At 57.9% G+C, this 20,675-nt stretch carries 17 protein-coding genes and 1 tRNA gene; 9 read left to right on the forward strand and 9 right to left on the reverse strand.

The genetic code is table 11. The features are described 5' to 3' along the window. The first annotated feature begins 5 nt into the window (after window positions 1–5). From HWU94_RS09695 to HWU94_RS09710, 4 genes are all read left to right on the forward strand, one after another. Complete coding sequence (locus HWU94_RS09695) at window positions 6–1,346, forward strand: PTS ascorbate transporter subunit IIC (RefSeq protein ID WP_185173543.1); 1,341 nt, start codon at window positions 6–8, stop codon at window positions 1,344–1,346. Window positions 1,347–1,444: 98 nt separating this feature from the next. After that, a complete protein-coding gene (locus HWU94_RS09700; protein WP_185173544.1) occupies window positions 1,445–2,194 on the forward strand; it encodes a sugar isomerase domain-containing protein in 750 nt (249 codons plus the stop codon). A 71-nt stretch (window positions 2,195–2,265) separates the two neighbouring features. Then, window positions 2,266–3,885, forward strand: a complete 1,620-nt coding sequence (locus tag HWU94_RS09705; RefSeq protein ID WP_185173545.1) for a hypothetical protein — start codon at window positions 2,266–2,268, stop codon at window positions 3,883–3,885. Window positions 3,886–3,940: 55 nt separating this feature from the next. Next, complete coding sequence (locus HWU94_RS09710; RefSeq protein ID WP_185173546.1) at window positions 3,941–5,074, forward strand: alginate lyase family protein; 1,134 nt, start codon at window positions 3,941–3,943, stop codon at window positions 5,072–5,074. 67 nt (window positions 5,075–5,141) lie between these two features. On the opposite strand, the gene nrdG is transcribed toward HWU94_RS09710, so the two are convergent. The 5 genes from nrdG to manA form a co-directional block, all read right to left on the reverse strand. Continuing rightward, complete coding sequence (gene nrdG, locus HWU94_RS09715; RefSeq protein ID WP_185173547.1) at window positions 5,142–5,708, reverse strand: anaerobic ribonucleoside-triphosphate reductase activating protein; 567 nt, start codon at window positions 5,706–5,708, stop codon at window positions 5,142–5,144. Between the two features lie 2 nt (window positions 5,709–5,710). After that, window positions 5,711–7,651: an anaerobic ribonucleoside-triphosphate reductase gene (gene nrdD / locus HWU94_RS09720; protein ID WP_185173548.1), complete on the reverse strand. Its 1,941-nt coding sequence runs from the start codon at window positions 7,649–7,651 to the stop codon at window positions 5,711–5,713. 211 nt (window positions 7,652–7,862) lie between these two features. Further along, entirely contained in the window at window positions 7,863–9,221 is a 1,359-nt protein-coding gene (locus HWU94_RS09725; RefSeq protein WP_185173549.1) for a PFL family protein, read from the reverse strand. 12 nt (window positions 9,222–9,233) lie between these two features. Then, on the reverse strand, window positions 9,234–9,503 hold the full coding sequence (locus tag HWU94_RS09730; protein WP_185173550.1) for an ACT domain-containing protein: 270 nt from the start codon (window positions 9,501–9,503) through the stop codon (window positions 9,234–9,236). A 139-nt stretch (window positions 9,504–9,642) separates the two neighbouring features. Then, window positions 9,643–10,842: a mannose-6-phosphate isomerase, class I gene (manA, locus tag HWU94_RS09735; RefSeq protein WP_185173551.1), complete on the reverse strand. Its 1,200-nt coding sequence runs from the start codon at window positions 10,840–10,842 to the stop codon at window positions 9,643–9,645. Between the two features lie 139 nt (window positions 10,843–10,981). Between manA and HWU94_RS09740 the strand changes: the two genes are divergently transcribed. After that, on the forward strand, window positions 10,982–12,385 hold the full coding sequence (locus HWU94_RS09740) for a phosphomannomutase/phosphoglucomutase (RefSeq protein WP_185173552.1): 1,404 nt from the start codon (window positions 10,982–10,984) through the stop codon (window positions 12,383–12,385). Between the two features lie 163 nt (window positions 12,386–12,548). On the opposite strand, the gene HWU94_RS09745 is transcribed toward HWU94_RS09740, so the two are convergent. Continuing rightward, window positions 12,549–13,736: an FAD-binding oxidoreductase gene (locus HWU94_RS09745; protein ID WP_185173553.1), complete on the reverse strand. Its 1,188-nt coding sequence runs from the start codon at window positions 13,734–13,736 to the stop codon at window positions 12,549–12,551. A 120-nt stretch (window positions 13,737–13,856) separates the two neighbouring features. Then, window positions 13,857–14,339 (reverse strand): Rrf2 family transcriptional regulator, encoded by a 483-nt coding sequence (locus tag HWU94_RS09750; protein WP_185173554.1) that lies wholly within the window; start codon window positions 14,337–14,339, stop codon window positions 13,857–13,859. A gap of 356 nt (window positions 14,340–14,695) precedes the next feature. Here HWU94_RS09750 and HWU94_RS09755 point away from each other — a divergent pair, with 356 nt between their 5' ends. After that, on the forward strand, window positions 14,696–15,064 hold the full coding sequence (locus HWU94_RS09755; RefSeq protein ID WP_135013333.1) for a hypothetical protein: 369 nt from the start codon (window positions 14,696–14,698) through the stop codon (window positions 15,062–15,064). 96 nt (window positions 15,065–15,160) lie between these two features. Here the strand turns inward: HWU94_RS09755 and HWU94_RS09760 are convergent, their stop codons facing one another. Next, window positions 15,161–16,648 (reverse strand): sugar ABC transporter ATP-binding protein, encoded by a 1,488-nt coding sequence (locus tag HWU94_RS09760; protein WP_185173555.1) that lies wholly within the window; start codon window positions 16,646–16,648, stop codon window positions 15,161–15,163. 324 nt (window positions 16,649–16,972) lie between these two features. Next, a complete protein-coding gene (locus HWU94_RS09765; protein ID WP_185173556.1) occupies window positions 16,973–18,796 on the reverse strand; it encodes a phosphoenolpyruvate carboxykinase (GTP) in 1,824 nt (607 codons plus the stop codon). A gap of 446 nt (window positions 18,797–19,242) precedes the next feature. Here HWU94_RS09765 and HWU94_RS09770 point away from each other — a divergent pair. From HWU94_RS09770 to HWU94_RS09780, 3 genes are all read left to right on the forward strand, one after another. Continuing rightward, window positions 19,243–19,318, forward strand: a tRNA-Arg gene (locus tag HWU94_RS09770). Between the two features lie 211 nt (window positions 19,319–19,529). Then, entirely contained in the window at window positions 19,530–19,850 is a 321-nt protein-coding gene (locus HWU94_RS09775; protein ID WP_185173557.1) for a 2Fe-2S iron-sulfur cluster-binding protein, read from the forward strand. A 5-nt stretch (window positions 19,851–19,855) separates the two neighbouring features. Then, entirely contained in the window at window positions 19,856–20,635 is a 780-nt protein-coding gene (locus HWU94_RS09780; protein ID WP_185173558.1) for a DUF4232 domain-containing protein, read from the forward strand. Window positions 20,636–20,675 lie beyond the last annotated feature (40 nt).

A 20,675-nucleotide genomic window follows, 5' to 3' on the forward strand; every position in this document is an offset into this window, starting at 1 on the left:
CCACTATGGATTCCGTCCTCTCGTTCTTGATCCAGCTGGTTCAGATTCCAGCTATCATCGTAGGTTTTATTGCATTTATTGGTCTGCTCGTCCAGAAGAAGAGCACCGACGAGGTGATTACCGGTACCATCAAAACCGCCCTCTCACTGCTGATTATCGCAGGCGGTGCGGGCGTACTGATTCAAGGTCTAGCTCCCATCCAGAGCATGTTCGAGATGGCCTTCCCCGCAGGTAACATCACCACTTTCGTTACCTTCGATGAGGCAGTAGTCTCGGCAGTCCAAACCGGCCCCGTTGCCGCACTTGGCTCCCAGATCGGTCTAACCATGCTCTTTGGTTACATCGTTCACCTGCTTCTGGCCCGCTTCACACCCTGGCACTACGTCTACCTGACCGGCCACATGATCTGGGTTCACGCTGGTGCTTTCACCATCGCCGTCTACCAGCTCGGTCTGGGCCCCGTATGGACCGTTGTCATCGCCTCAATCCTTGACGGCCTCTACATGACCCTGGCTCCCGCCATCGCTCAGCCTTTCGTCCGCCGTATCACCGGTGGCAACGACGTTGGTTTCGCCCACGGTCAGACCCTGCTGAACGTACTGGCTGGCTACCTCGGTATGGTCGTTGGCAACAAGGAAAAGTCAACCGAGGACATCAAGCTCCCCGAGAAGCTCTCCTTCTTCCGTGATGTTGCAGTATCCACCACCCTGGTCATGCTGATTGTCTCCATCGGTTCAGCTATCGCAGCTGTCTCCTCTGGTGGCGTAGCAGCCTTTGAAGCAACCACCGAAAACGGCGGTATCTCCGACGGTCAGAACTGGCTCCTCTTCGCTTTCATGATGGCTATGCAGTTCACCGCAGGTATGCTGATCCTGCTCTACGGTGTTCGTATGCTCATCGGTGAAATCGTTCCCGCCTTCGAAGGTATCTCCCAGAAGGTTATCCCCAACGCAATTCCCGCACTGGATGTCCCCGTTCTGTTCGCCTTCGCACCCAACGCTCTGCTCATCGGTCTGATCTCCGGTCTGATCGGTCAGATTGCCGGTATGGCACTCTGTGTAGCACTGGGCTGGCCGGTACCGATCCCCTCAATGATCGTTGCCTTCTTCGCTTCCGGTACCGCAGCAATCTTTGCTAACTCAACCGGTGGTCGCGTAGCAGCTTGGATCGGTGGTTTCCTCTGGGGCTTCCTCGGCTGGATCCTCATCTCCTTCGCCTTCTTCACTCAGGCATTCGGTGATCTAGAAGCTCTCGGTGCTCCCGGCCTCGGCTTCACCGTTCCCGACGCCATTGTCCCCGGTATCATCATCCACTGGATTGGCCAGCTCCTGGGTCTCGTAGCCTAAAAACTTGGTTGCAACTCGCACCTCTATCCCCGCCCGGTCTTACCGGTCGGGCGGGGAACAACAATTTTCTACCTGCATCAATCAAAGGATTCTGAATCATGTCACAGCTCTTGGATAGCTACTACCAGCAGATCATCTCCCTGCTTGAAAAGATTCGTGAAGAAGAAGTACCCACCATCGAAAAGGCAGCATCAGAGATCGCTGACCGCGTCGCAAAGGGTGCCCGTATCTTTGCTTTCGGTGCTTCACATTCCAGCCTGCCTGTCCAGGACATCGTGTACCGCGCCGGTGGCCTCATGCTCATCAACCCCCTCTACGCACCCGGCGTTGAAGCACTGACCACCCGCCCCACCACCCTGGGCTCCCAGATGGAACAGATGCCCGGCTACGCCGAGGTCGTCCTCAACAACTCCCCCCTCCGCGAAGGCGATGTTCTCATCGTTGTTTCGGTTTCCGGCCGTAACGCTCTTCCCGTCGAGCTGGCTCGCGAAGCCCGTGCCCGTGGCATCTTCGTGGTAGGTCTGACCTCCTCCAAGTACACCGACGCCGTTACCTCTCGCGTTCCCGATAACACCAAGCTCAAGGATCACGCAGATATCCTCATCGACAACCAGGTCGATGCAGGCGATGCCGTGCTCTCCCTCGAAGGTGTCCCCCAGAAATTCACCCCTGCTTCGGGCGTCACCTCAACCGCGATTCTGCACTCCCTGTCAGCAGGTATCATCGAGCAGCTCATCGCTCGCGGAATCAGCGCCCCGGTCTTCCTCGCGGCCAACCTCGATGGTGGTGCCGAGTGGAACAAGAAGCACATGTCTGAAAACCAAGACAGAATCTTCTACCTCAACTAAATGACTGGTGCCTAGTACAGCGGGGTCCTTCGGTGTACTAGGCACTTTTTGTATATGTAAGGACAAAAACGATGAAGTTTAACTCCAAGAAATACGGTGCCCTCGCACTGGGTCTCATCAGCCTCAGCCTTGCTGGCTGTTCAGGTGTCCCCGGCCAGCCGAGTCAGCCCACCCCCTCTGCGAGCGCAACCGCTGTAGCTGCCCCCACCAGCCCCAGCGCCAGCCCTTCGGCGGAGAGCACCCAAACCTCTAAGGCTCCCAAGCCCACCAAGAGCCCTAAGCCGAGCAAGAGCCCTAAGCCGAGCAAGACTCCCAAGCCCGGTAAAACCAGCCAGCCGAGCCAGACACCTAGCCCCAGCGCATCGGCTACCGCCGCACCGACCGTTGCCCCCACCGACTCAGCCGGTGACAGCGCCAACCCCAATGGCTGGGTTCTCAAATACGAAGAGAACTTTGACCAGAACCTGGATTTCAACGGAGTTGACTGGACCATCGATCCGATGGGCCCCGATAGCCCCTGGTATGTTGATGAGTTCTCCGATGACGGTGTTTACTACAGCATTTTGGGTGGCGAGTCCTTCGACCGGGCCCTGGATAGCATGAATATCATGCGTAAGCGTGTTGCCTTTGGCCAGGACGGCTGGCTCACCGTTGAGTTAGCTGCCCAGGATGTGAATAAGGACGGTGTTCCCGACGCTGAGCCTAGCCTGACCGCAGAGAACGGTGACGGCATCATCAGCGTACCTGCATGGAACACCGGTGTTGTGCTGACCGGCACCGACACCCTGCCCAGCGAATACCGCATTGAGTACGAACTCAAGACCGTTGATTTCGGTGGCAAGCGTACCGTTGACGGTGAAGAGACCTGGAACTACGACGGCAAGTACAACGGCTACACCCCCGGTGAGTGCAAGACCAACTTCCCCTGGGTCCGCCGTGGCGACTACTCTCAGGGCGGTTCAGAGACCGTTGACCCCTGCGCCGCACCCTGGGGCGATGTCACCAAGGAGAACGGCTACTACCTGCTCTCCATCATGGACTACGCTCACCCGGCTCCCCACAACAACATCTTCATCCACAGCCACCGCAAGGTAGGTATGGATACCTACTCTGTTGATGCCTCATGGGCTACCAACTACTCGGTCTGCAACCCCGCAACCCAGGAGCTATACCCCTATACCCTGTCCAAGGCGAACGGTATCAACCAGATCTTCTTTGACGGCAACAGCTTCCGTGACCCGAGCTTCGCTTACAACGAGTTCGTCATGCCCACTCCCTGTGGCCTGCGTGTTGGTGACGTTCCCGGTGCAACAATTGTTGCTACCGCTGAGCTTGAGCCTGAACTGATGCCTGAAGAAACCTACACCATTGCTATTGAGCGCACCAAGGACAGCTACGTCACTGAGCTCACCGGCAACTTCCGTTACATCGGCCACACCACGATCCGCAATGAGCGCCCCTTCGTGGATGAGGACGGTCAGCACTCCATCTGGCACTACAACCAGACCGCTGATGAGTACGATGGTTCTCTGAACCAGACTCTCACCTTTGAGGGTCCCTTCGGTAGCTTCAGCAAGGATATGTGGCCTGAAGGATCGGCTTACCCCGATAACTTCGTCATTGGTATCCCCCACCTGAACTACTACGAAGGCTCAGCGACCATCGACAACCTCAAGCTCTACACCAAGTAGGTTCATGCAGAGGAAGTTAAGGTAACAACCTTTCCCCTACTTTCTAAGGAGATACATGTTGAAGGCTTCACGACGCCAAGCTCTGACCGGCCTCTTCAGTTCTGTGGCACTTGCCGGGTTGGGCACAACCTTCATTCAGGATCCCGCGCTAGCTGCACGGTCCACCCGTCGCACTACTGCGGTCAACCCTGATCGGCTCATCGCGGCTAACCCCACGATGCTGGTTCAGGAAAAGGATTTTGCCTACCTGCGAAACAACCAGGACAAGCTGACCGCTTTCCTTGACCGTTGTGCCCGCGAGCTGAATTATCAGCCTTCCCCTGTCCAGGATTTGGCGCCTGCTCCGCACTACAACGAGAACGGTGTTAACACCAGCGTCAGTAGCGGGGCTATCTTCAGCAAGGATGTTCGCACTGCCTACCGCCTGGCGATTCGTTACCGCATCACCCGTGAGAAGGAGTACGCTCTCAACGCGCTCCGCATCATTGATGCCTGGGCGAATACTCTCACCGCTGTGGGTACCCGCCAGGGCGAGGCAGATTTGAACTTCAATTCACCGCACATGATTCTGGCTGCTTACTGGGCTCAGGTCTGCGGTGAGTGGGATAACCAGAAGTTCAAGAACCTGTTGCGCAACGTGGTTCTTCCGCACACTACCTCGGACCGCGACAACAACCACGGTTTCTGGGGTGTGCTGACTGAGGTATGCGCAGCTGGCTACCTGGGCGATAAGGTTCTGCTTCAGAAGGCTAAAGACCGTTGGGAGACGCTACTTATTAACGGTGTTGACGAAAATGGTGAAATGCCTCTGGAACGAGATCGCAGTGCGACCTCCAACTGGTTCGGTGGTCCCGATAAGGGTAAGAAGGGTATCGCCTACACCCACTACGCTCTGCTCCCTGCCAGCCATGCGGCTAAGATCTTCGTTGATCTGGGCCTGGCCGCCTGGGCAACCCCCGGCGGTAAGAAGCTGGAGCAGGCATACGGCGTTGCCGCCAAGTGGACTAACGATCCCACCACCTTCCCCTACTATGAGAGCAACAACGGGCAGCTTGACGGTATCCGCGATGCAGCATATTTTGCTCTGCTGAACCGCGTATACACCAACGCAGATGCCCAGAAGGCTCTGGCCGATGGTGGCCTTGGTTCCAACGGTCTGCAGACCCTGGAGCTTTTCCCCACCTTTTAATGTTCAGGCCATAATCGCCGGAACGTGCTAGACGGGGCGGTCAGCACTATGCTGGCCGCCCCTCTTGCTATAGGTAGATAATTCTCTGGTTGCTTGAACCTCTAAAGGCTAGCTCTGAATCATACAGGCTTTGGATAAAGGGCCCGTCCACCAGTACGTCCAGTAACCCCAGTAGCTCCGCCTGGTCCCGGTGCAGCTGGGCTGAAGAGCGGAGCTGTTCCAGGGTGTAGCCGCTCCAGCACCAGATGTCTTTACCCGGTAGTTCTGCTCGCACCCGCCTGGCGAGTGACAGGCAGGGGCCGGTGTTGAGGAAGGGTTCACCGCCGAGCAGACTCAGCCCCTGCACATAGGGGCGGGCGAGGTCGGCGATTATTCTCTCTTCAAGCTCCATGCTGTAGGGCTGACCGTAGCGGAAGCTCTGGGCAGCCAGGTTGTAGCAACCTGCGCAGGCAAAGGGGCACCCCGAAACGTAGAGCGAGCAACGGACTCCGGGGCCATCCACAAAACAAAAGGGCTTGTAGTCAGCAATAAAGCCGGCACTTAATCGGCTAGCTGACCAGCTCCCATCTTCCGGTGGTAGCCTCCGAGGCCCGTCAAGCGGGGTGCCCTGCCTAGTGATTTGGGTGAGAGGCATAACTACTCCGCAAAAAATTGGCCGTCTGCCAGGGAGGCCTCAGCTCCCAGGTGCTTAACCCTGGAGCGGATTTCTTCGTGGCGACCGTGCACCATAGCCCTCTTCACCGGGTTACCCAGATAACCGCAGGTCCTTTTCACCACATCAACAGTTTCAGGGTCGCAGTTACCGCAATCGGGACAGGTGAATCCATCTGCGGTCGGTGCGAACTCCCCGGTAAAGCCACACTCAAAGCAGGCATCGATAGGGGTATTCGTCCCCAGGTAGCCCACCCGGTCATAGGAATAGTCCCAGACGGCTTCGAGCGCTTGCGGGTTGTGCGTCAGGACAGGGTACTCACAATAGTGAATGAACCCGCCGGAAGCATAGACCGGGTAGTCTTTCTCAAAATCAAGCTTCTCAAAGGGGGTTACCTTCTTGCGGACATCCAGGTGGAAAGAATTGGTGTAGTAGTCCTTGTCAGTAATATGCCGGATGCTACCAAAACGGGCCTTATCCAGGCGCGCAAAACGATCGGTGAGAGACTCGCTGGGGGTTGAATAGACGGAGAACCAGTAACCGCTTGACCTGCTCCACAGCCCGGTCTTTTCTTTCAGCCGGGCCAGAATATCGAGGGTGAACTGTTTTGCCTGCGGGAGGGCTTCCCAGTTGGGTCCGTAGAAGACCGTGGCGACCTCGTACAGCCCGATATAGCCCAGTGAAACCGTTGCGCGGTAGTTCTCAAAGAAGGGAGCTACCGGCTGATTATCTTTCACCCTCAGCCCAAAAGCACCGTGCTGGTACAGGATAGGGGCGTTCTGGGGAAGCGCCTGCTGGCAACGCTCCACCCGGTAAAAGAGAGCCTGCCGAGCTACCTCTAATCTTTCGTCAAGGAGTGACCAAAAGTTATCAATGGCCTGCCGGCGCTCTTCGTCCGTAATCTGAGAAGCCGGTCCCCCACCCTGCGGAGCAGTCTGTAGCGCAATGCGGGGCAGGTTGAGCGTCACCACGCCCAGGTTCATTCGACCCGCGTTCACTTCTCGACCGTCTTGGTCTTTCCACCCCTGTAGGAAAGACCGGCACCCCATAGGCACCTTATAGCTACCGGTAAGCTCCACGATTTTGTCGTAGTTCAGGATGTCAGGGTACATGCGCTTGACCGAACAGCGCAGGGCCAGCTGCTTAATGTCGTAATTGGGGTCATCAGGCTCCAGGTTAAGGCCCCGCCGCAAGCCAAAGACAAGCTTGGGGAAGATAGCGGTATAGCCGTCCTTACCGATACCGGCCAATCTGACCTGAAGGATAGCCCGCTGGATCTCCCTCTCCCAATGCCCCGTTCCCATTCCAAAGCCCAGCGTCACAAAGGGGGTCTGCCCGTTCGATGAATACAGGGTGTTTACCTCGTATTCGAGGGACTGCATAGCATCGTAAATATCCTTTTGGGTCTTCTGCTGAGCGTAGTCCTCCACCTGCTCAGGGCGTACCCAGCGCTCTGCCTCCCGCAGGTGCTTTTCATAGTTCAGTTGAGCATAGGGAGCCAAGACCTCATCAGCACGGTCAACCGAACAGCCCCCGTACTGGGAACTCGCAATATTGGCGATAATCTGCGCAATCTGTGCTGTGGCCGTATTGATAGAGCGGGGAGACTCGACATTCGCATTGCCAATCCGAAAGCCGTCCCGGAGCATACCCTCCACGTCGATGAGACAGCAGTTAGTCATGGGGGCATAGGGCGAATAGTCCAGGTCATGGAAATGGATATCGCCGGCCAGGTGGGCCTGGGCTACCGGTTCTGGGAGCATCTTTGCCAGGGCGTAGGTTTTAGCTACAGCACCCGCTGTCAGATCACGCTGGGTGTTAAAAACGGTGGCATCTTTGTTGGCGTTCTCATGAATCAGAGAGCGATCCCCACTGCGTAAACCCTCCAAAGCCTCTTCCAGGTTCTCAGCAAATGATAACAACATCTAGTATCTCCTTAAGTTGGTAGCCACTAGATATAGTATTTGTCCTGCCGTATGGGCTTTAGTCACGACCTGTCTACGTAGCGGTTGAGAGTACCTTTTAACCACACCCTGGATGCCATATCTCCGGCCTAAAACCTCTGTTTTTAACGAGAAAACCCGGGTGGACTGCCGCAAATAAACAGCGTGTCCACCCGGGTCTTGTATCTTCTTTTTAGTTGCGGAACCCGTGAACCGGGGACGGGATACGCCCGCGGCGGGCCACGAAAGCCTCAGCGGATTCGGGGTGAGTGGGCATGACGGGCGCGCGGCCCAGCAGACCACCGAACTCCACCATCTGGCCAACCTCAAGACCGATTGCGGGGATAACACGCACAGCGGTGGTCTTGTGGTTCATCACGCCAATGGCTGCCTCATCGGCAATCATGGCAGAGATGGTAGCGGCGGTGGTATCACCGGGGATAGCAACCATATCCAGACCAACCGAGCAAATAGCGGTCATGGCTTCGAGCTTATCCAGGGTAATCTTGCCGGCCGCGGCGGCTTCAATCATGCCGATGTCCTCAGAGATCGGGATAAAGGAGCCCGAAAGGCCACCCACGTGTGAGCAGGCCATGAGCCCGCCCTTCTTGACGGCATCGTTGAGCAGGGCGAGGGCGGCAACAGTGCCGTGGGTTCCCACGGATTCAAGGCCCATCTCTTCCAAGACGTGCGCTACGGAGTCGCCCACCTCAGCGGTGGGGGCCAGGGACAGATCCACGATGCCGAACTCAACGCCCAGGCGCTCAGCGGCTAGGGTGCCGACCAGCTGACCCATGCGGGTAATCTTGAAAGCCGCTTTCTTGATGGCCTCAGCGCAGGAGTCAAAGGATTCACCGCGTACCTTTTCCAGGGCGCGCTTAATCACGCCGGGACCAGACACACCTACAGAAACAACGGTGTCAGCTTCCTGCACACCGTGGAAAGCGCCGGCCATGAAGGGGTTATCAGACACAGCGTTCGCGAAAACTACCAGCTTGGAGCAGCCGAAGCCGTGGGCTTCCGCCGACCCTTCTGCTGTTTCGCGAATAACTTCGCCCATGGTCTTGACCGCACTCATGTTGATGCCGGCTCGGGAAGACCCAATATTGACAGAGGCACACACCACGTCAGTCTCGTTCAGGGCACGAGGAATAGAACGCATGAGCTTCTCGTCGGCAGGGGTGGAACCCTTATCAACCAGGGCGGTAAAGCCGCCGATGAAGTTCACGCCCACGGCCTTAGCCGCGGCGTCCAGAGTCTTGGCGAACTCTACATAGTCTTCGTCGTCAGAGGCACCGGCAACCAGCGCAATCGGGGTGACAGAAATACGCTTATTAATAATGGGAATACCGAGCTCAGCCTCAATACCCTCAGCAACCTCAACCAGGCGGGCGGCGCGGGAAGTAATTTTGTCGTAGATTTTCTGGCGAGCAACAGCACCGTCAGAATCGGCGCAGTCGAGCAGGGAGATGCCCATAGTAACCGTGCGGATATCGAGCTTGTCTTCCTCGATCATCTGCAGGGTTTCAAGAATATTATCGGAGCGGAACATAGTGGGCGGCTCCTAGAGGGTGTGCATGGCTTGGAAGATAGCGTCAGACTGAATACGAATCTGAACGCGCTGGGCTTCTTCAACCGGCTTCATGGCTTCTTGCAGCTCGGTGATGGACTGGCTGGTCTCATCGAAGCTCCCCTGAAGAATCATGGTGAAGTAGCCCTGCATAAGGGTCTGCGACAGGTTCTCGATGTTAACCTTGCGCTCAGCGAGCTTGGTGGTGACACCGGCAATGATACCTTCGTGGTCAAGGCCGGTGACAGTCAGAATGATTTTCATGGGCTTCCTTGTAGGAGTTATCGGCCCTTCCCCCGGCTGGGGGATAGAGCGCCGGACGTCGTCCCTACCTACTTTACCCAGCTCTCCCCGCACCTGCTCTAGATGACGGAAAGGCGCCGCGCGGCGGCGTCCTTCCGCCTTAGCGCTGGGCTGCGATGTAGAGTTCGCCGGCGCCGGTGACGGTCACCTCGGTGGGCTCGCCCACGTACATAACCGACTGGGTGCCGGTCAGGGTGAAGGTCTTGACCTCGTCACTGACCACAACGGTGCCGCCCGCGCACAGGGCGGTGGCTACACCGGCCAGGGGAAGGGTGATGATTTCGCCCTCTTCAACGACCAGGTGGGTGACAGAGAGACGTTCGTCCCACATGGAGTACTCGGCGGCCTTCTCGCTGGTGGGGGTAGGACGCTGGATAGTAGGTGCGCCTTGGCCCTCACCGAGGATCTTAATGAGTTCTTCCTCATCAATGTGCTTGGGAGTAAGACCGGCACGCATGACGTTATCTGAGGGATTCATCAGCTCAATAGCGGTACCCGAGACGTAGGCGTGCACCTGACCGTCGGGGGTGTAGGCAGAGTCGCCGGGGGCAAGGTAGACCAGGTTCATGACCAGGGCGACCAGCAGGCCGCGGTCACCGGGGTACTTGCTGTCGATCAGGGTTACTAGCTCGGCAACACCTGCGGCGGTTGATTCGCTACCGGGAACTTCACCGTTCTTGGCTACCCAGGCACGCGCGGACGCAACGGTCTGCTCGACAGCTGTCGCGGCGGCGTCCTGCGGCATGCGGATAATGACGGTGAGCAGCTCCTTGGCGGTCTTAGCCGCACCCAGGGCCCCGGTGAGCCAGGGCAGAGAGAAATGCTCGGCAATAGCGCGCAGCTCTGCGAACTCGCGCACGCCGGTGAGGATACGCATAGGAGAGAGAGCGATGACGGTTTCGGGCTTAGAGAAGCGGTCCTTGTAGTTACGGGCCGGGTCGTCAAGGGCGATGCCGCGGGCGTTCTCGTCCGCAAACCCTGCCTGGGCCTGCTCATCGGTGGGGTGCACCTGAATCGACAGGGGGGATTCGATAGCAAGAATCTTGAAGAGGAAGGGGAAAGTGTCGCTGGTGCGCTGCGGATTGAGGAAGCGGGCAGGCTGCTCACCCACCAGGGCATCGAGCGGGAAGGCGCCGCCGTCCACGTGAGCTACGGAAGGGGCGGACGAGTGCGCACCCACCCACAGCTCAGCCTCCGGCTGATCGGTGGGGGCAGGGACACCGCGCATGAGGGCTAGCGTCTCGTAAGAGCCCCAGGCGTAGTTCTGAATCGGATTATCTAAAGAAAAAAGTTCACCCATAGGCACCATCAAACCATGCCCCGGGTTCACCACCCCGCAGTTTATAGCGCAGAAACCTGGTGTTTATCGCCATAAATCACACAGGAAATCTGTCTGGATACTGTCTAAACAGGTCACAGGGCAATTAGACTTACCTTTCGTGAATACTATTGATTTAACCGCATCTTTTAAGGCTTACGATGTTCGCGGCATCGTGGGCGAAACCATCACCGCCGAGACCGTTCGCGCAACCGGCGCAGCTTTCGTAGACGTTCTCGGCCTAGCTGGCCAGGACGTTCTGGTGGGCGCCGACATGCGCCCCTCCGGCCCCGAGTTTATGGCCGCTTTCGCTGAGGGTGCCACCGCCCGCGGCGCTAACGTCATCAACATCGGCCTGATTTCTACCGACGAGCTCTACTTCACCTGTGGCGTTGAGAACGCTGCCGGTGTCACCTTCACCGCCTCCCACAACCCTGCCGAGTACAACGGCATGAAGATGTCTAAGGCGGGCGCTGTTCCTCTGTCGTCTGAGTCCGGTCTCTTTGATATTCGTGACCTGGCCCAGAAGTACCTGAACGAGGGCGAAATTCCCGCCGTTGATACCCCGGGTTCTGTAACTGAGAAGGACGTCCTCAAGGCCTACTCAGAATACCTGCGTAACCTGGTTGATCTCTCAGGCATCCGCCCCCTCAAGGTTGTTGTGGACGCCGGTAACGGTATGGGCGGCATGACCACCCCCGCTGTACTGGGCGATGCAATCCTACCCGGCCTGCCCCTGGAGATTGTGCCCCTCTACTTCGAGCTGGACGGTACCTTCCCCAACCACCCCGCTAACCCGCTGGAGCCTGCCAACCTGGTTGATCTGCAGAAGGCTGTTGTTGAGCACGGTGCAGATATTGGCCTGGCTTTCGACGGCGACGCCGACCGCTGCTTCGTCATCGACGAGAAGGGCGAACCTGTCACTCCGTCCGCTATCACCGCCCTGGTTGCTGAGCGCGAGATTGCCCGCGCCAAGGCTGAGGGCAACGACGATCCCGTGATCATCTACAACCTGATTACCTCTAAGGCTGTGCCTGAGCTGGTTGAGAAGCTGGGCGGCCGCGCTATCAAGACCCGCGTGGGCCACTCCTTCATCAAGGCTGTTATGGCTGAAGAGTCTGGCGTTTTCGGTGGCGAGCACTCCGCTCACTACTACTTCAAGGACTTCTTCAACGCCGACACCGGCATGCTGGCTGCTATGCACGTTCTGGCTGCCCTGGGTGAGGGCGAGCAGCCCCTGTCTGAGCTGGGCGCCGCTTACTCCCCCTACGTCCCCTCCGGCGAAATTAACTCTGAGCTGGAAGACAAGGCCGGTGCTATCGCCCGCGTTGCCGAGTACTTCGGCGACACCGTTGAGGTATCCGACATGGACGGCACCACCTTCGAGCACAAGACCGAGGGCTGGTGGGCTAACCTGCGCCCCTCTAACACCGAGCCCTTCCTGCGCTTGAACCTTGAGGCCCCCGACCAGGCCACCATGGAGCGCGTGCGTGATCAGATCCTCAAGATTGTGCGCGAGGGCTAACCCCAAACACCTCCACTTTGTACCAGCTCCTGCCCACTTTTCAGGCTTAAAGTGAGCAGGGCGCGGTACAAAAGGTAAAAAATAAGGACGCCCGCCCCGCCTTTCCTGCCACACGGCAAGGAAGGTTGGGCGGGCGTCCTTTTCTATCTTCCCTTAGGTCAGCTTAGGAGGCGCGGGCCTGGTCGTGTAGCATCCACTGGTCAGGGCCGAAGATCTCGTACTGGATGTTGGTGCCGGGCACGCCAGCTTCGATCAGCTGGGAGCGGACGCCCTGCATGAAGCCCAGGGGGCCACACAGGTAGGCAGAGGCGTTAGCGGGCACGTTCAGCTCAGCCACGTTGACGCGGCCCTCGAAGGTGCCCTCGCCAGCGTCCTCGATGAAGGAGACTAGGCGGCCGTTTTCGAGCATCTCAACGTAGGCGGTCATCTCATCGCGCAGGGGCCAGGTGGTGAAGGAGCGGTCGGCGTGCACCACGACGACCTCGCGCTTGGAGCCGGTTGCTGCCAGTTCGGACAGGAAGGCGATCATGGGGGTGACGCCGATACCGGCTGAGAAGAGGTATAGGGGCTGGGAGTCGTCGTCGCCGAACCCACCCAGGGTGACGTCGCCGTAGGGGTTGGATACCTCAACGATAGCGCCGACCTGCAGCTCGTGCAGGATGGGGGTCATTTCGCCGGCGGTGTCGAGCTTGATAGCGACGCGGCGCTGGTTCTTCTCGGCGGGCAGCAGGGTGAACTGGCGGGCCTGGCGCAGGCCGTCCTTAGCCTTGGTGACGATGGAGACGTACTGGCCGGCAACGGCGTCGGTCATGGCAACGGCGTTGGCGGGCTCGAAGGTAAGGTCGAGCACGTTCTCTCCGGTTTCCTTACGCTCTACCAGGCGGAAGGGGGCGAACATGACGTCGTTGGCCTGGGAGGCGTAGAGGCCCTTTTCGAGTTTGATGAGGGCGTCGGCCATGAGCCAGTAGACCTCGGTCCAGGCTTCTGCGATTTCGGGGGTCAGAATATCGCCCAGGTTAGCGGCGATAGCCTCGAAGAGGTACTTGTAGACGGTGGGGTATTCTTCTTCGCGCAGGCCCAGAGAGGCGTGCTTGTGGGCGACACGGGAGAGCACTTCGTCGGGGTACTTATCGGGGTTGGCCAGAATGTAGGAGGCGAAAACCGCGATGGAGCCGGCGAGGGCCCTGGGCTGGGTGCCTTCGAGCTGGGATGAGCGGGAGAACATGCCGTCGAGCAGGTCGGGGCGGGCGGCGAACATGCGCTGGTAGAAGTCGGGGGTGATGTCGTTAATCCGCTCGGCGATGACGGGGAGGGTTGCCTCAATGACGGGGCGGGACTTAGCAGAGAGCATGGCTCCTCCTTGGTGACAGATTGTTGTTAAACCAACATCAATCTAGCATACAGAATACTAGTTTTGGGAGAAAAAAGAACCGCCCCCGCGCTCGAAGCACGGAAGCGGCGATGAAATGGCTTATGAGGCAAAGGACGCCTGGGGCAACTTTTTCGTCTGGGTCAGGGGGCCAAGACCCAGTTCCAGGAAAACCGGCCCCATCTGCTGTTCGTTGGGCAGTTTAGAAATAACAACGGGGTCAAGTATTTTGAAGAATTCTTCGCGGGCGTTAGCCAGAATTTTTTTCAGGGAACAGGCATGACGCATGGGGCAGTCATTAGCCCCGCCTTCGCACTCCACCATGGGGATATCCCCTTCCGAGGCACGGAGCACCTGCCCCACGGTGGCTCGTGCGCCAGCTTCTGACAGGCGAACACCACCGGTACGCCCGCGGGTGGATTCCACCAGCCCCAGGTTGGCCAAAAAGGCCACCGACTTAGCTACATGGTTGTAGGGAGTGCCGACCCCCTCTGCAATTTTCTGGGTAGAGATCTGCTCCCCCTCTAGGCCCGAAAGCAGCATTAGGACGCGCAGTGACACGTCAGAAAATGCGGTAAGGCGCACAGGCCAACTCCTTAATTCATCGGCGGGCAGATAAAGCTTTCTTTCACGGTACCGCTAAAAAGGTTCACGATTCAACCTTCAGTCTCATCACCACTGTCACACCATTACTCCAGCGTCAGCAGATACCGATTGCAAGTGCACTTAGATGCAAGGAGCTTCACACGGTACACCTGTCCAGTCACTTGTAGCAGTTCGAGCGCCTGTGAGAGTAGTATTGATACTGTAAACACTCGCGGGCACACACCCAGTCATCACACACCAGCTGAAGACAAGGGCCAGGCTGACCGCACCCATCGTCTCTTCACCTGTCGCTCCCCCGTAGCGGGCTGGTGCAGAACTAGACATAAGGAATTATCTTGTCACAGCTTGATACCTCCATCCAGGAACTCCTGTCCATTGAAGGCGCAACCGGTGCAGCTCTCGTTGATATCTCCTCCGGTATGGCTCTTGCCTCCGGCGGTTCACCCGGTTTCGACCTGACTGTTGCTGCCGCTGGTAACTCCAACGTAGTACGTGCCAAGCTCAAGACCATGAACGACCTGGGTCTGAACGGCAACATCGAAGACATCATGATCACCCTGTCTTCCCAGTACCACCTGATTAACGTGCTGAACGCTTCAGAGACCTCAGGCCTCTTCGTCTACCTGGTGCTCGATCGCAACACCGCTAACCTGGCTCTGGCTCGTCACAAGCTGAACGCCATCTCAGGCCGCATCTCCCTGTAAGTCGCAGGCAGAGGCAGTCTCTCAAGCCTGATAGCTCAAGAACCCCGGCAGGTTACCTGCCGGGGTTCTTTGTAGCGTTAGGACACCGGTGGGCGGTTAGACCAGGTCTTCGCCCAGGGCCTCGCCCATGAGGGTGTCTTCGGTCGCGGCCTTGTTCTGCTGGATTGAGATAAGTTCGCCGGAGCGCATCACAGCGATGCGGTTGCAGAGGCCGATGAGCTCAGACATGTCTGACCCAATCAGGATAATAGAGGTACCCTTTTCGGTGAGCTCGGTCAGCATCTTGTAAATCTCGCTCTTAGCGCTCACGTCGATGCCGCGGGTGGGGTGGTTGAGAATCAGAATCTCGCAGTCGGTGGTCATCCAGCGGGCCAGGGCGACCTTCTGCTGGTCACCACCCGAGAGCTTACCGACTTCACCCTGAATATTGGTGGTCTTGATGCGCAGCTTCTGAATCTGCTCAGCTACCTCACGTAGGGCAGATACCTCGTGCAAGAAGCCTTCGGGGCTTTCCTTGAGGCCGGCGTTTTCCATCAGGGTCTTAGCGATGGAGCGTTCGTTGGCCAGGCCCAGCTCATCGTCATTATCTGACAGATAGCCAATACCGTGGGCAACCGATTCCTCGGGGGAGCCGATAGTGGCGTCCTCGCCGTTAATCTTGAGGGTGCCAAACTTGGCGGTCTCGTCCACACCCACCAGGGCCGCTGCGACCTCGTTGATACCTGAGCGTCGCAGGCCGGTCAGACCAAAAATCTCACCGCGGTCTACGGAGAAGCTGACGTTGTTGAGAGAGCCCTTGGCGCTCGTCAGGTTCTCGATCACCAGCTTGGCATCCTCGCCCGCGAACTCGTCAGGGCGTCCACCCATCTCGATTTCACGGTTGAACATCTTAAAGGCAATTTCTTCGGCGGTCATCGTACCGGGGTTAATCTCGGTATTGATGGTGCCCTCAGAAAGGATGACAGCGCGGTGTGCCAGGGATCGGATTTCGTCGATGCGGTGGGTTATGTAAATGACCGCGCGACCTTCGGCGGCCAGCTTACGGGTCACCTCGTGGAGCTGGTAAATTTCGTAGTCGTTGAAGGTTGCAGCGACTTCGTCCATGAGCACCAGACGGGTGTTCTCGGCTTCCATACGCACAACTTCGACCAAGGCCTGCTCAGCACGGACCAAATCGCCCATCTTAGCGCGGGGGTCTACTGCCAGGCCAATTTCTGAAATGAGTTCCTGGGCACGGGCAACCTGAGCTTCTTCCTCTTCACCAGCGTGCTCGGTGGAGCGGAAAATCGCCTGAGCGACGGTAAGTTCGGGATCCACCTTGAATTTCTGGCGGATTGAACCGACACCGGCTTCAAGAGCTTCTTCGGGGGTGTGGGGGGCGTACTTTTCACCGTCTAGAGTGATCGTGCCACCACCGGGGCGGTCCCAGCCACCCAGAATTGACAGGAAGGTTGACTTTCCTGCACCGTTTTCGCCGAGAAGACCTACAATCTCACCGGCAGCTACCTCTAAATTCACGCCTTTGAGTGCGCGAAGGTGCTCGTGGTTCTTGGTGAGGTTCTTGACACTCAGCAGATTTCCCACTCTGTTCTTTCCTTCCAACATGCGAGTGATGTACCCATGACGCCGTGCACGAAGCTCTGTGGTAGGTCGGTGGCTAGCCGATGAGCTTGTGGGGGAAGCACAGCAAGAGTGCACAGTATTCAGCCATTCTTAAGCATTCTACAGAATATTAAGTCGGTTTTACGTCCACTCTTTGGGCTCGTCCTACTACGCCCATGAGGTTAAGGAGGTGACCCGTATAAAAACTTTTTATAGAGGTCACCTCCTTATCCGTGTCGCTCTATTTACTTTCGCTCGCCAGGACGCTGATAACAGTGCACAACATGGGCGAAAGTCCGATATACCTTAGTTCAGCTCAGCGGCTAGGGCGTCACGCTGGGCGTGAATTTCAGCGGGTACCTTATCGCCGAGGAAAGCTAGCCACTCGTCAATACCGGGCAGCTCTTCTGCCCACTCATCTTTATTGACGGCTAGTGCAGCGGCCAGTTCTGCATCGCTGATATCAAGACCGGCTAGATCGAGATCTCCCTTACCGGGAACAACACCCAGGAAAGTCTCTTCGCCGGCGGCCTTGCCGTCCAAGCGATCGAAAATCCACTTGACCACACGGGAGTTCTCGCCGAAGCCGGGCCATGCGAAGCCACCATCGGGGGTGCGACGGAACCAGTTGACGTAGTAAATCTTGGGCATATTCTCTTCGCCGTGCTTCTTACCCAGATCAATCCAGTGCTGGATGTAGTCACCGGCGTTGTAGCCGATGAAGGGCAGCATGGCCATGGGGTCACGGCGGACCACGCCCACAGCGCCCTTAGCGGCAGCGGTGGTCTCGGATGAGAGGGTCACGCCGCGGAAGACGCCCTGCTCCCAGCTGGAAGCCTCAGCGACCAGGGGCACGGTGGTCTTGCGGCGGCCACCGAAGATAATGGCGGAGAGGGGAACCCCGTCCGGTGCGTAGTATTCTTCAGCCAGCATGTCTGCCTGGGAAATAGGGGTGCAGAAACGCGAGTTAGGGTGGGCAGCAGGACGGCCAGATTCAGGCGTCCAGTCATTGCCCTGCCAGTCGATGAGATGCTCGGGCACCTCATCGGTCTTGCCCTCCCACCAGACCGAGTTATCGTCGGTCAGGGCCACGTTGGTGAAGATGGTGTTGCCCTTGGCAATGGCGCGCATAGCGTTGGGGTTGGTAGACCAGCCGGTACCCGGAGCTACGCCGAAGAGGCCTGCCTCGGGGTTGACAACGAAGGGCTTGCCATCGCGGAATTCGATCCAGGCAATGTCGTCACCGACCATTTCGGCCTTCCAGCCGTCAATGGTGGGGTCCATCATGGCAAAGTTGGTCTTGCCACACGCTGAAGGGAAGGCTGCCGAGATGTACTTACTCTCACCTTCGGGGTTGGTCATCTTAAGCACCAGCATGTGCTCGGCCATCCAGCCTTCGTCATGACCGATGGCGGAAGCAATACGCAGGGCGTAGCACTTCTTACCCAGCAGAGCGTTACCACCGTAGCCGGAGCCGAAGGACCAGATTTCACGGTCCTCGGGGAACTGCACAATGTACTTTTCGGGGTTGCAGGGCCAGGGGACGTCCGCCTGTCCATCGGCGAGAGGCGCACCGACAGAATGCAGGGCCTTGACGAAGAAGGCCTCGGTTTCGGTCATCTTCTTCAGCACATCAGAACCGATGGTTGCCATGATGCGCATAGACGTGACGACGTAAGCAGAGTCGGTGATTTCAACACCGAACTTGGGATTGGTGGCCTCCAGTGAGCCCATGACGAAAGGAATGACGTACATGGTGCGGCCCCGCATCGAACCGGTGAAGAGCTCGGTCAGGGTGCCCTTCATTTCGGCAGGGTCACGCCAGTTGTTGGTAGGGCCAGCCCCCTCTTCGGTCGCTGAACAAATAAAGGTACGCTCTTCCACACGAGCTACATCGTCGGGGTCAGAGAAGGCAACGTAAGAGTTTGGGAACTCATGGTCACTGAGCTTACGGAAGGTGCCAGCCTCAACCAGTTCGCCGGCCAGACGGTCGTATTCTTCCTGCGAACCATCGGCCCAGTAGATACGCTCAGGCTGAGTCATCTGGGCAATATCAGCAACCCACTGCAGCAGTTCTGCGTGAGTGGTGGGTGCCTGTGCGGTTACGTTGTCGATTGAAATGTCAGTCATCTGACGCTTCCCCTTATAAATCGTTGACCTGAAACACTCCACTGTGCCTCAGGTAAGTATGCGCCGCTCCCCTAACTACCTGCCTACAGGCCGATAGAAACAGAAAAACGCGCCACCCATATCAATGAATAAACGCGTCGTGCGGTGCACTTTCACTTCATCGTGTGTTTCCAGGGTACATAGCTCAACCCGGTTTGTCCTCATTGGTATGTAAATATTTCGTTACAGACCCATAAGAATGTGGCCTGACCAACACCCAGGGCGCCCTAGTAAGTTTTTTCAACTTTCTTCATCCCCTATTTTTCCGCGTGTTTACGCGGTTTTTACCCCATCTATAGCTTTTTTTGAGAGCAGGGTCACCCATTTTCGATTTGCACACCGGTGCAAACCTGCGTAATGTATTACCTGTTGCCGCGACGGGCTGACACAGCCGGTCAACGCATGATGCGCCTGTAGCTCAACGGATAGAGCATCTGACTACGGATCAGAAGGTTGGGGGTTCGAATCCCTTCGGGCGCACCAGATATCAAACCGGTCTCCTTCGGGAGGCCGGTTTTTTTGTTATCTGTACCCGCCCATCGCTCAGCCTAACATCCTGTCACGGAGCTAGCGGCAGGCGTCCGCTCATCGTAGTTTTAACCACAAAAAGCGGGGTTAGATGGCCCGCCACCCATAAAATAGGGACAGGATCAAGACCAGCAGCCTCAGAGCTGCCCCCAGCACAGGAGAACACATGAGCGTAAACATCACGGTCACCGACGAGAACGGCACCACCAAGGACGTCACCTGGGAACCCCACCAGACTATGCTTGAGGCCGTCCTTGCCGCGGGCTTCCCGGTACTGGCTACCTGCGGTGGCAACGCCTCTTGCGCCACCTGCCATGCCTTCATCGACCCCGAGCACATCGAGGCAACCCTGCCCCGCGAAGAAGCAGAAGAAGACCTACTCGACATGATTGACGATATCGCCAACGAATGCTCCCGCCTGAGCTGCCAGACCGAATACACCGAGGGAATGGACGGGGCACACGTCACCCTGCAGCCCGGAATGTAGGCTGCATGAAGATACGCACCCCCCTTCTCCCCCTCGCAGCTCTAGGTCTGCTAACCGTTCTCACAGCGTGTGGTAGTGCCACCACCGGCACTACCACTGCTGAGAGCACCCCCAGCAGCTCATCTGTAGCGGCAACATTGGCCCCGGCGTCCCCTACCGGCAGCCCAGCACCCACCAGCGCTTCTCCTTCTCCATCGGTCACAGCACCTCAGCCAACCGTGCAAGAGGTTGAACCGCACCCAAGCGTCTCTGCAACCCCTGAACCTGTACCTACCGGCACTGTCGTTACCGTAGAGCCAACCGCCAGCGCGCCTGCTCCGGCGGTCACAGGTAGACAGCTCGCTAGCTCGGCTGCCGGTGTAGCTGTCTGCGACTACGACCAGCTTTACATCGAAGCAGCTGTTGCTGAAGGTGGTGGTGCAGCTGGCTCTCGTTATATCACTCTGACATTCAACAACACCGGCAGCACCAACTGCACCATGAGCGGCTACCCCGCTGTGCACTATGTCAATGCTGCTGGTCAGCAGGTAGGTGCAGCAGCTGCGAACGCTACCGAGTGGTCGTCCTCGGGTGGCGTGATTGCCCCGGGCAGCTCCCTGACAGCTACCCTGCGCGAAACCCGCGCCCAGCTCTACGGGGACACCTGCCAGAGCGTTTCCGCGGCCGGTTACTCGATTCAAGCTCCCGGTTCCTCCCAGGCTCTGGTGCTGAACTTTGCAGCAGAGGCCTGCTCTAACCCTGCCGTCGCCCAGCTGTCGGTGGGCGCTGTGGGGGCCACCCCCTAAACCAGTGCGCCCAGCGTCCTCACGCTGAACCCCGGGCGTA

The organism is Rothia nasimurium (genome assembly GCF_014217215.1).
Taxonomy (GTDB): domain Bacteria; phylum Actinomycetota; class Actinomycetes; order Actinomycetales; family Micrococcaceae; genus Rothia; species Rothia avistercoris.

What these genes read in the sequence shown, in the direction of transcription:
- HWU94_RS09730 (WP_185173550.1), bottom strand. Translation starts at nt 9,503, where the DNA reads ATGAAAATCATTCTGACTGTCACCGGCCTTGACCACGAAGGTATCATT.
- HWU94_RS09765 (WP_185173556.1), bottom strand. Translation starts at nt 18,796, where the DNA reads ATGACTGACATTTCAATCGACAACGTAACCGCACAGGCACCCACCACT.
- HWU94_RS09775 (WP_185173557.1), top strand. Translation starts at nt 19,530, where the DNA reads ATGAGCGTAAACATCACGGTCACCGACGAGAACGGCACCACCAAGGAC.
- HWU94_RS09725 (WP_185173549.1), bottom strand. Translation starts at nt 9,221, where the DNA reads ATGTTCCGCTCCGATAATATTCTTGAAACCCTGCAGATGATCGAGGAA.
- HWU94_RS09780 (WP_185173558.1), top strand. Translation starts at nt 19,856, where the DNA reads ATGAAGATACGCACCCCCCTTCTCCCCCTCGCAGCTCTAGGTCTGCTA.
- HWU94_RS09745 (WP_185173553.1), bottom strand. Translation starts at nt 13,736, where the DNA reads ATGCTCTCTGCTAAGTCCCGCCCCGTCATTGAGGCAACCCTCCCCGTC.
- HWU94_RS09695 (WP_185173543.1), top strand. Translation starts at nt 6, where the DNA reads ATGGATTCCGTCCTCTCGTTCTTGATCCAGCTGGTTCAGATTCCAGCT.
- nrdG (WP_185173547.1), bottom strand. Translation starts at nt 5,708, where the DNA reads ATGCCTCTCACCCAAATCACTAGGCAGGGCACCCCGCTTGACGGGCCT.
- HWU94_RS09705 (WP_185173545.1), top strand. Translation starts at nt 2,266, where the DNA reads ATGAAGTTTAACTCCAAGAAATACGGTGCCCTCGCACTGGGTCTCATC.
- manA (WP_185173551.1), bottom strand. Translation starts at nt 10,842, where the DNA reads ATGGGTGAACTTTTTTCTTTAGATAATCCGATTCAGAACTACGCCTGG.
- HWU94_RS09710 (WP_185173546.1), top strand. Translation starts at nt 3,941, where the DNA reads ATGTTGAAGGCTTCACGACGCCAAGCTCTGACCGGCCTCTTCAGTTCT.
- nrdD (WP_185173548.1), bottom strand. Translation starts at nt 7,651, where the DNA reads ATGTTGTTATCATTTGCTGAGAACCTGGAAGAGGCTTTGGAGGGTTTA.
- HWU94_RS09700 (WP_185173544.1), top strand. Translation starts at nt 1,445, where the DNA reads ATGTCACAGCTCTTGGATAGCTACTACCAGCAGATCATCTCCCTGCTT.